Genomic DNA, 6346 nt, shown 5'->3' with positions numbered 1-6346 from the left:
CCGTACAGTTGTCAGTTGTTAGTAGGGGCGAAGCATTTGGAAGATAAATTATCGGTCATTGCCAAAAATAGTTCTCCAAATGCTTCGCCCGTACAGTTGTCAGTTGTTAGTTGTCATTAGGTAATTTTCTTCTTTCTTCTTTCTTCTTTCTTCTTTCTTCTTTCTTCTTTCTTCTTTCTTCTTCCTGACTCCTGACTCCTGACTCCTGAACTCCTGACTCCTGATAGCGAAGCGTGGCGTTAGCCATACTCCTGACTCCTCCAATAAATAGCTGGACTCTTTGGCAATTATAGATTTATAATTAACGATTGTGAGTTTTTTCAAAAAACATAAAAAGTAATGAACGCCCAAGAGATTATCCGCTCAATTGAAGCGGAGCAAATGAAATCTGACTTACCCGATATCTACGTCGGTGACACAGTTAAGGTAGGAATCAAAATTCAGGAAGGCACTAAATTCCGTGTGCAACCTTACGAAGGTGTAGTTATAGCTAGACGCAATGGCGGCATCAACGAAACTATCACAGTCCGTAAAGTTTTCCAAGGTGTGGGTGTAGAACGAGTATTTTTACTTCATTCTCCCCTGGTTGAAAGCATTAAAGTATTGCGTCGTGGTAAGGTTAGACGTGCTAAATTATATTATCTACGCGCCCTCGTCGGCAAGGCAACCCGCATTAAACAAAGATTCGACCGCCCTCTATAATTCCCAATGGTGAATTAATAGACAAAACCCAGTCTGCAAGCGGCATCTGCCGCTAACTTGCCAAAAGAAAAAAAATAAGTTACAATCAGAAGCGAAATTGCGTTAGAATAAAAAAAGTTCAGCGCAATGACTGTAACAAGAAAAGCTTGTGCGCTCTTAGTTCAGTTGGTAGAACGCAGGTCTCCAAAACCTGATGTCGGGGGTTCAAGTCCTCCAGGGCGCGCTAAAAAAGAAAAATACTGCCCGAAGCAATAACGCCACTGCCAAAACAGCAGAAAACGTCAATTATTTCGGGTATAATTTTTTTGAAATATAGCTTGACTGTTGCCAGTTAATTTAGGCCGAAGCTATAAACCTTGAAAAAAATCACAAGGTTAGGCTATTTAAGAAACGGGGGGATAACGACTGTGGCCAAAAAAAATGAAGCAGAAATGCCAGAAACCGAAAATGGGTTTAACTTAAACAATTTTTTCCAAGGAACAAAGGAAGAACTTGAGAAAGTAATTTGGCCCAGTCGGAAACAGTTGGTGAGTGAATCAGCCGCTGTACTATTAATGGTTACACTCTCCGCCTCTTTGATATATTTGGTAGATGGATTGTTCGCTTGGGCAGCAAAACAGGTGTTCTGATGACTTCTGCAACAGACGAACCACGCAACTCCGAGTTGCAGTCAGATGACACACTCTTAACAGGGATCAAAGAAGTCCGCTGGTATGCAGTGCAAGTAGCCTCTGGCTGTGAGAAACGGGTAAAGACAAATTTAGAGCAACGTATCCAAACTTTTGATGTCGCTGATAGAATCGTCCAGGTGGAAATTCCCCACACCCCAACGGTGAAAATCCGTAAGGACGGTAAACGTCTACCTTCAGAAGAAAAGGTTTTCCCTGGTTATGTGCTAGTCCGAATGGCGATGAGTGATGATACATGGCAGGTGGTAAGAAACACCTCCCACGTGATTAACTTTGTGGGCGCAGAGCAGAAGCGTGGTAGCGGTAGAGGCCGTGGTCACGTTAAGCCAGTTCCCCTGAATCCTTCGGAAGTTGAACGCATATTCAAACAAGCCTTGGAACAAGAGCCAGTAGTCATAATTGATATGGCTACAGGTGATAAGATAGTTGTGCTTTCTGGTCCATTTAAGGATTTTGAAGGCGAGGTGATTGAAGTTTCCCCAGAACGGAGTAAACTAAAAGCTCTGCTTTCTATCTTTGGACGAGATACACCAGTAGAATTGGAATTTAATCAGGTTAAAAAACAGAGCTAAATACAAATGGCGAAGAAAGTAGTAGCGGTCATTAAATTGGCCCTGAATGCTGGGAAAGCCAACCCAGCACCGCCAGTTGGTCCTGCATTGGGTCAACATGGTGTTAACATCATGATGTTCTGCAAGGAGTACAACGCCAAAACAGCAGACCAAGCTGGAATGGTGATACCTGTAGAAATTTCTGTTTATGAAGATAGAAGTTTTACATTTGTACTCAAAACTCCACCAGCATCAGTTTTGATTCGCAAGGCAGCGAAGATTGAAAGAGGCTCAAGTGAACCCAACAAAACTAAAGTTGGTAGCATTAGCAGAACGCAATTACGTGAAATTGCTCAAACCAAGCTTCCTGATCTCAACGCCAATGATATTGATGCAGCCATGAATATCGTGGAAGGAACTGCTAAAAACATGGGCGTAACAATCACAGATTAGGTGACAGAGAACAGGCTTCGCCGTGAGCGTCAGCGAAACGGTGACAGGTGACAGTAGATAAAAAAATAACAACTGACAACTGACAACTGACTAATAACAAAATCATATCGGGGGAGAAGCACGACTTCGAGATTACCCCAGGAGAAAAAAATGGCAAAAAAAGTATCACGCCGCTTACAGGCGTTGCTAGAAAAAGTAGAAGATCGGGATTATACACCCTTAGAAGCATTAGCTCTGTTAAAAGAAACAGCAACCGCTAAATTTGCTGAGGCTGCTGAAGCTCATATTCGTTTAGGAATTGATCCTAAATATACAGACCAACAGTTGCGGACAACGGTAGCACTACCTAAAGGCACAGGACAGATAATTCGGGTAGCAGTTATCGCCAGAGGGGAAAAAGTCACAGAAGCAACTAATGCTGGTGCTGATATAGCTGGTTCTGAAGAACTCATTGAAGATATTCAGAAAGGCATGATGGACTTTGACAAGCTGATTGCTACACCAGATGTGATGCCACAGGTAGCAAAGCTGGGTAAATTACTAGGTCCACGGGGTTTGATGCCCTCACCTAAAGGTGGAACAGTGACATTTGATGTTGCTAGTGCGATCGCTGAATTCAAAGCTGGTAAATTAGAATATCGGGCTGATCGAACTGGGATTGTCCATGTTATGTTTGGTAAGACTGCTTTTTCACCTGAAGATTTATTAATCAATCTCAAGGCATTACAAGAGTCAATTGACCGTAACCGTCCTTCGGGCGCTAAGGGTCGTTATTGGCGGTCAGTGTATATATCCTCGACAATGGGTCCGTCAATTGCTATTGACATTAGTGCTTTACGAGAGTTAAAAATAACTGACGCTGCATAATTTGGTAATGGGTAATTGGTAGTAGATGAAGATAATCAGAAATTACCAATGACCAAAATTAAATAAGCAAAGCCGGAGACAGCAGGTGCTAATAGCTTAATACCCTGCCGAGGTTGTAATTTTAACCGCCTGAAGTTTAATCAAGAAAAGTTTGATAACTGCGGCCTTAAAAATACTACTTTGAAACCCTGGCTAAGATAGCTGGGGTTAAGTTTTTTCCGTGTGTCAGCAAAAAGGTGACAACTAACAACTGACAACTGTACGGGCGAAGCATTTGGAGAACTATTTTTGGCAATGACCGATAATTTATCTTGCAAATGCTTCGCCCCTACTGACAACTGACAACCGACAACTAACAACTGACCACTGACAACTGACATTGGAGGTGAGACAAGTATGGGAAGAACGTTAGAAAACAAAAAAGAAATAGTTGCTGATCTTAAAGTTTCTTTGAGTGAATCAACTTTAGCACTGGTAATTGATTATCAGGGGCTGACAGTTGCTGAAATCACAGATTTGCGTCGGCAACTCCGTCCTAGTGGTGCTATCTGTAAGGTGACAAAAAACACCTTTATGGGCATTGCTATTAAGGATCAGGAACAATGGCAGCCAATGTCAGAATTACTTAACGGTTCTTCGGCATTTCTGCTAGTTAAAGAAGATTTATCTGCGATCAAAGCTTACCAAGCATTCCAAAAAGCCACCAAGAAAACAGAAATTCGTGGTGGTGTCATGGAAGGTCGTGTCCTGAGTGAAGCTGATGTCAAGGCTCTAGGAGACTTGCCATCTAAGGAACAACTCATGGCTCAAATTGCTGGAGCTATCAATGGTGTGGCTACCAAGCTGGCTGTTGGTATCAACGAAGTTCCCAGTTCTTTGGCTCGCGCTTTGCAAGCTGTCGCTGAAAAAGAAAATAGCGATAGTTCTGAAAGTGCTGCTGAGTTAGCGGTAGTTAGTGAAGATTAATCACTGACAACTCACAACTAAAAAACTAACAAATCAAAAATTCTTTAGGAGTTATATCCATGTCTGCTGCAACCGAACAAATTTTAGACCAATTGAAATCTTTGACCTTATTAGAAGCTTCTGAATTAGTTAAGCAAATTGAAGAAGCTTTTGGTGTTAGTGCTGCTCCTACTGGTGGTGGCATGATGATGATGGCTGCTCCCGGTGCTGTTGCTGAAGTAGTAGAAGAGAAGACCGAATTTGATGCAATTTTGGATTCTGTACCTGCCGATAAGAAGATTGCTGTCTTGAAGATCGTTCGTGAAATCACAGGTCTAGGTCTGAAAGAAGCTAAGGACTTGGTAGAAGCCGCTCCTAAAGCAGTTAAAGAAGCTGTAACTAAGGAAGCCGCTGAAGATATCAAGAAGCGGATTGAAGAAGCTGGTGGTAAGGTAACAGTTAAGTAATTGTTATTTGGTGATTGGTGATTGGTGATTGGGAAGAATTTTTACCCAGTCCCCAGTCCCCATTATCATCGCTTTAAAACCGGAAGTAAATATTGTGTCAGTGTAAAAGCATCAACTCCTAATTCTGTTCTTGCTTGTGCTGCTAAAATTCCTGCTTGGGAATGCCACCAAGCCGCAGTTGCGACTATATCTTCTATAAAAATTTCTTTATTCATAATTTGCGCTAATAGTCCACCCAATAACCCAGTTAATACATCACCGCTGCCTCCACGGGCTAGGGCTGGGGTACTTTCGGGATTTATCCAAACACTACTACCTTGAGAATTAGATATAGCTGTTCTTGCCCCTTTTAGCAGGACTACAGCCCCACTTTCTTGTGCTGCTGTTTGTACGGCTTTGATTCTATTTGTGTAATCAATATGGGGAAATAAACGCTTAAATTCTCCCGTGTGGGGTGTAATTACAGTGGCTGATTTTCGTGATTTCAATGTGGGAATAGTTCCTAATTGTGCCAGAATATTTAAAGCATCAGCATCGAGAATTAGAGGACATTCACATTTAATTATTTCGGGAATAATAGAAATATTATCTTTAGTTAAACCCGGCCCGCAAGCAATTGTGGTAAATGAATTTAAATCTATAAGGTGCGTTACGCTGTCGCTAACACACCCTACTAATGGTAAATTAGCAATTGTTCCGGTTTTCGTTTCAGGACAACCAATAATTAACGCTTCTGGTAAATGGGAAACTAACAACATTTTTAGAGATTCGGGGACAGCGATTGATAACATTCCTATACCAGAAGCTCGCGCACCTAAACCTGTTAAAATTGCTCCACCGACATAACGTTGAGAACCACAAATTAATAATAAATGTCCTTGTTTGTATTTATGGGTAATGAGAGGACGAGGTAAAGGTAAGGTTGATAATGCTGTTGTTTTAGTAATGCGTTTGATTTGGGGAATATTACCGATAACAGCATGAATATCTGCTAAGGGAATATCAAAGTCAATTAATTCGGCTTTACCAATATAAGGTAATGCTTGTTCTTGTAATAAACCTTGTTTCCATAAACCTAAGCAAAATGTATAATTTGCCTGAATAGCTGTTCCTAAAACTTCTCCTGTATCTGTATGTAAACCCGAAGGAATATCAATACTAATAATGGGTTGATTTTTGCTATTAAAATAATTAATTGCAGTAGCAATAGAATCAGTAATTTTCCTTTCTAACCCAAACCCAAATAAACCATCAATTAAAAAATCATAACTTGGTAATTCAGCAATTTCTTGATAACAGGGAATTCCTAAATTTTGTGCATATTGAAAATGTTGGGAAGTTAATTCTTTTAATTTGGAAAAAGGTTGATAAATCCAAACTTGATAACCGCGAAAATGCAATTCACGAGCTACTACTAAACCATCTCCTCCATTATGACCGGGACCAACTAAAATTCCTACACATTGCCCTGGGGAAATAATAGCCTGTAAGCGGTGGGAAATTAATCCCGCTACCTTTTCCATTAAAGCTGCTACAGGCATTCCGGCAGTAAATATTCTGGCTTCAATATCCCGCATTTGGGCTGCGGTAACAACAAATTGTTCTTTAGTCATTTGTCAGTTGTCAGTTGTCAGTTGTTAGTAGGGGCAAAGCATTTGGAAGATAAATTATC

At 41.0% G+C, this 6346-nt stretch carries 10 protein-coding genes, 1 tRNA gene and 1 other annotated feature; of the genes, 8 read left to right on the top strand and 3 right to left on the bottom strand.

The features are described 5' to 3' along the window. Positions 1–106 precede the first annotated feature (106 nt). Positions 107–247, bottom strand: a complete 141-nt coding sequence (locus FJR06_RS21645; RefSeq protein ID WP_158310493.1) for a hypothetical protein — start codon at positions 245–247, stop codon at positions 107–109. Positions 248–339: 92 nt separating this feature from the next. On the opposite strand from FJR06_RS21645, the gene rplS reads away from it, so the two are divergent. From rplS to rplA, 6 genes are all read left to right on the top strand, one after another. After that, on the top strand, positions 340–702 hold the full coding sequence (rplS, locus tag FJR06_RS21640; RefSeq protein WP_015078221.1) for a 50S ribosomal protein L19: 363 nt from the start codon (positions 340–342) through the stop codon (positions 700–702). 150 nt (positions 703–852) lie between these two features. Then, positions 853–925 (top strand) — tRNA-Trp (locus FJR06_RS21635). 184 nt (positions 926–1109) lie between these two features. Beyond that, positions 1110–1331 (top strand): preprotein translocase subunit SecE, encoded by a 222-nt coding sequence (secE, locus tag FJR06_RS21630; RefSeq protein ID WP_015078220.1) that lies wholly within the window; start codon positions 1110–1112, stop codon positions 1329–1331. Next, complete coding sequence (nusG, locus tag FJR06_RS21625) at positions 1331–1963, top strand: transcription termination/antitermination protein NusG (RefSeq protein ID WP_015078219.1); 633 nt, start codon at positions 1331–1333, stop codon at positions 1961–1963. Before secE ends, nusG begins: the two co-directional genes overlap by 1 nt. Before the next feature lie 6 nt (positions 1964–1969). After that, positions 1970–2395 (top strand): 50S ribosomal protein L11, encoded by a 426-nt coding sequence (rplK, locus tag FJR06_RS21620; protein WP_015078218.1) that lies wholly within the window; start codon positions 1970–1972, stop codon positions 2393–2395. 150 nt (positions 2396–2545) lie between these two features. Further along, the gene (gene rplA, locus FJR06_RS21615; protein ID WP_015078217.1) at positions 2546–3262 is read left to right on the top strand and encodes a 50S ribosomal protein L1; all 717 of its coding nucleotides are present in this window, start codon (positions 2546–2548) and stop codon (positions 3260–3262) included. A gap of 54 nt (positions 3263–3316) precedes the next feature. Further along, positions 3317–3484, top strand: a sequence feature (ribosomal protein L10 leader region). On the opposite strand, the gene FJR06_RS21610 is transcribed toward rplA, so the two are convergent. Then, positions 3403–3642: a hypothetical protein gene (locus tag FJR06_RS21610; RefSeq protein ID WP_083881407.1), complete on the bottom strand. Its 240-nt coding sequence runs from the start codon at positions 3640–3642 to the stop codon at positions 3403–3405. It overlaps the preceding feature by 82 nt. A 16-nt stretch (positions 3643–3658) precedes the next feature. Between FJR06_RS21610 and rplJ the strand changes: the two genes are divergently transcribed. Both rplJ and rplL read left to right on the top strand, forming a co-directional pair. Further along, positions 3659–4228: a 50S ribosomal protein L10 gene (rplJ, locus tag FJR06_RS21605; RefSeq protein ID WP_015078216.1), complete on the top strand. Its 570-nt coding sequence runs from the start codon at positions 3659–3661 to the stop codon at positions 4226–4228. 59 nt (positions 4229–4287) lie between these two features. Continuing rightward, a complete protein-coding gene (rplL, locus tag FJR06_RS21600) occupies positions 4288–4674 on the top strand; it encodes a 50S ribosomal protein L7/L12 (protein ID WP_015078215.1) in 387 nt (128 codons plus the stop codon). A gap of 65 nt (positions 4675–4739) precedes the next feature. Here rplL and FJR06_RS21595 read toward each other — a convergent pair whose 3' ends face one another. After that, positions 4740–6287 (bottom strand): bifunctional ADP-dependent NAD(P)H-hydrate dehydratase/NAD(P)H-hydrate epimerase, encoded by a 1548-nt coding sequence (locus FJR06_RS21595; protein ID WP_015078214.1) that lies wholly within the window; start codon positions 6285–6287, stop codon positions 4740–4742. Positions 6288–6346: the final 59 nt, after the last annotated feature.

The sequence above is a fragment of the Dolichospermum sp. UHCC 0352 genome (genome assembly GCF_009711925.1).
GTDB classification, from domain to species: Bacteria; Cyanobacteriota; Cyanobacteriia; order Cyanobacteriales; family Nostocaceae; genus Dolichospermum; species Dolichospermum lemmermannii.
This window is presented reverse-complemented; position numbering and strand designations above follow the sequence as displayed.

Excerpts from the sequence above, each read along its gene's own strand:
- nusG (WP_015078219.1), top strand. The coding sequence starts at position 1,331 with ATGACTTCTGCAACAGACGAACCACGCAACTCCGAGTTGCAGTCAGAT.
- FJR06_RS21645 (WP_158310493.1), bottom strand. The coding sequence starts at position 247 with ATGGCTAACGCCACGCTTCGCTATCAGGAGTCAGGAGTTCAGGAGTCA.
- rplS (WP_015078221.1), top strand. The coding sequence starts at position 340 with ATGAACGCCCAAGAGATTATCCGCTCAATTGAAGCGGAGCAAATGAAA.
- rplL (WP_015078215.1), top strand. The coding sequence starts at position 4,288 with ATGTCTGCTGCAACCGAACAAATTTTAGACCAATTGAAATCTTTGACC.
- FJR06_RS21595 (WP_015078214.1), bottom strand. The coding sequence starts at position 6,287 with ATGACTAAAGAACAATTTGTTGTTACCGCAGCCCAAATGCGGGATATT.
- rplK (WP_015078218.1), top strand. The coding sequence starts at position 1,970 with ATGGCGAAGAAAGTAGTAGCGGTCATTAAATTGGCCCTGAATGCTGGG.
- rplA (WP_015078217.1), top strand. The coding sequence starts at position 2,546 with ATGGCAAAAAAAGTATCACGCCGCTTACAGGCGTTGCTAGAAAAAGTA.
- rplJ (WP_015078216.1), top strand. The coding sequence starts at position 3,659 with ATGGGAAGAACGTTAGAAAACAAAAAAGAAATAGTTGCTGATCTTAAA.
- FJR06_RS21610 (WP_083881407.1), bottom strand. The coding sequence starts at position 3,642 with ATGTCAGTTGTCAGTGGTCAGTTGTTAGTTGTCGGTTGTCAGTTGTCA.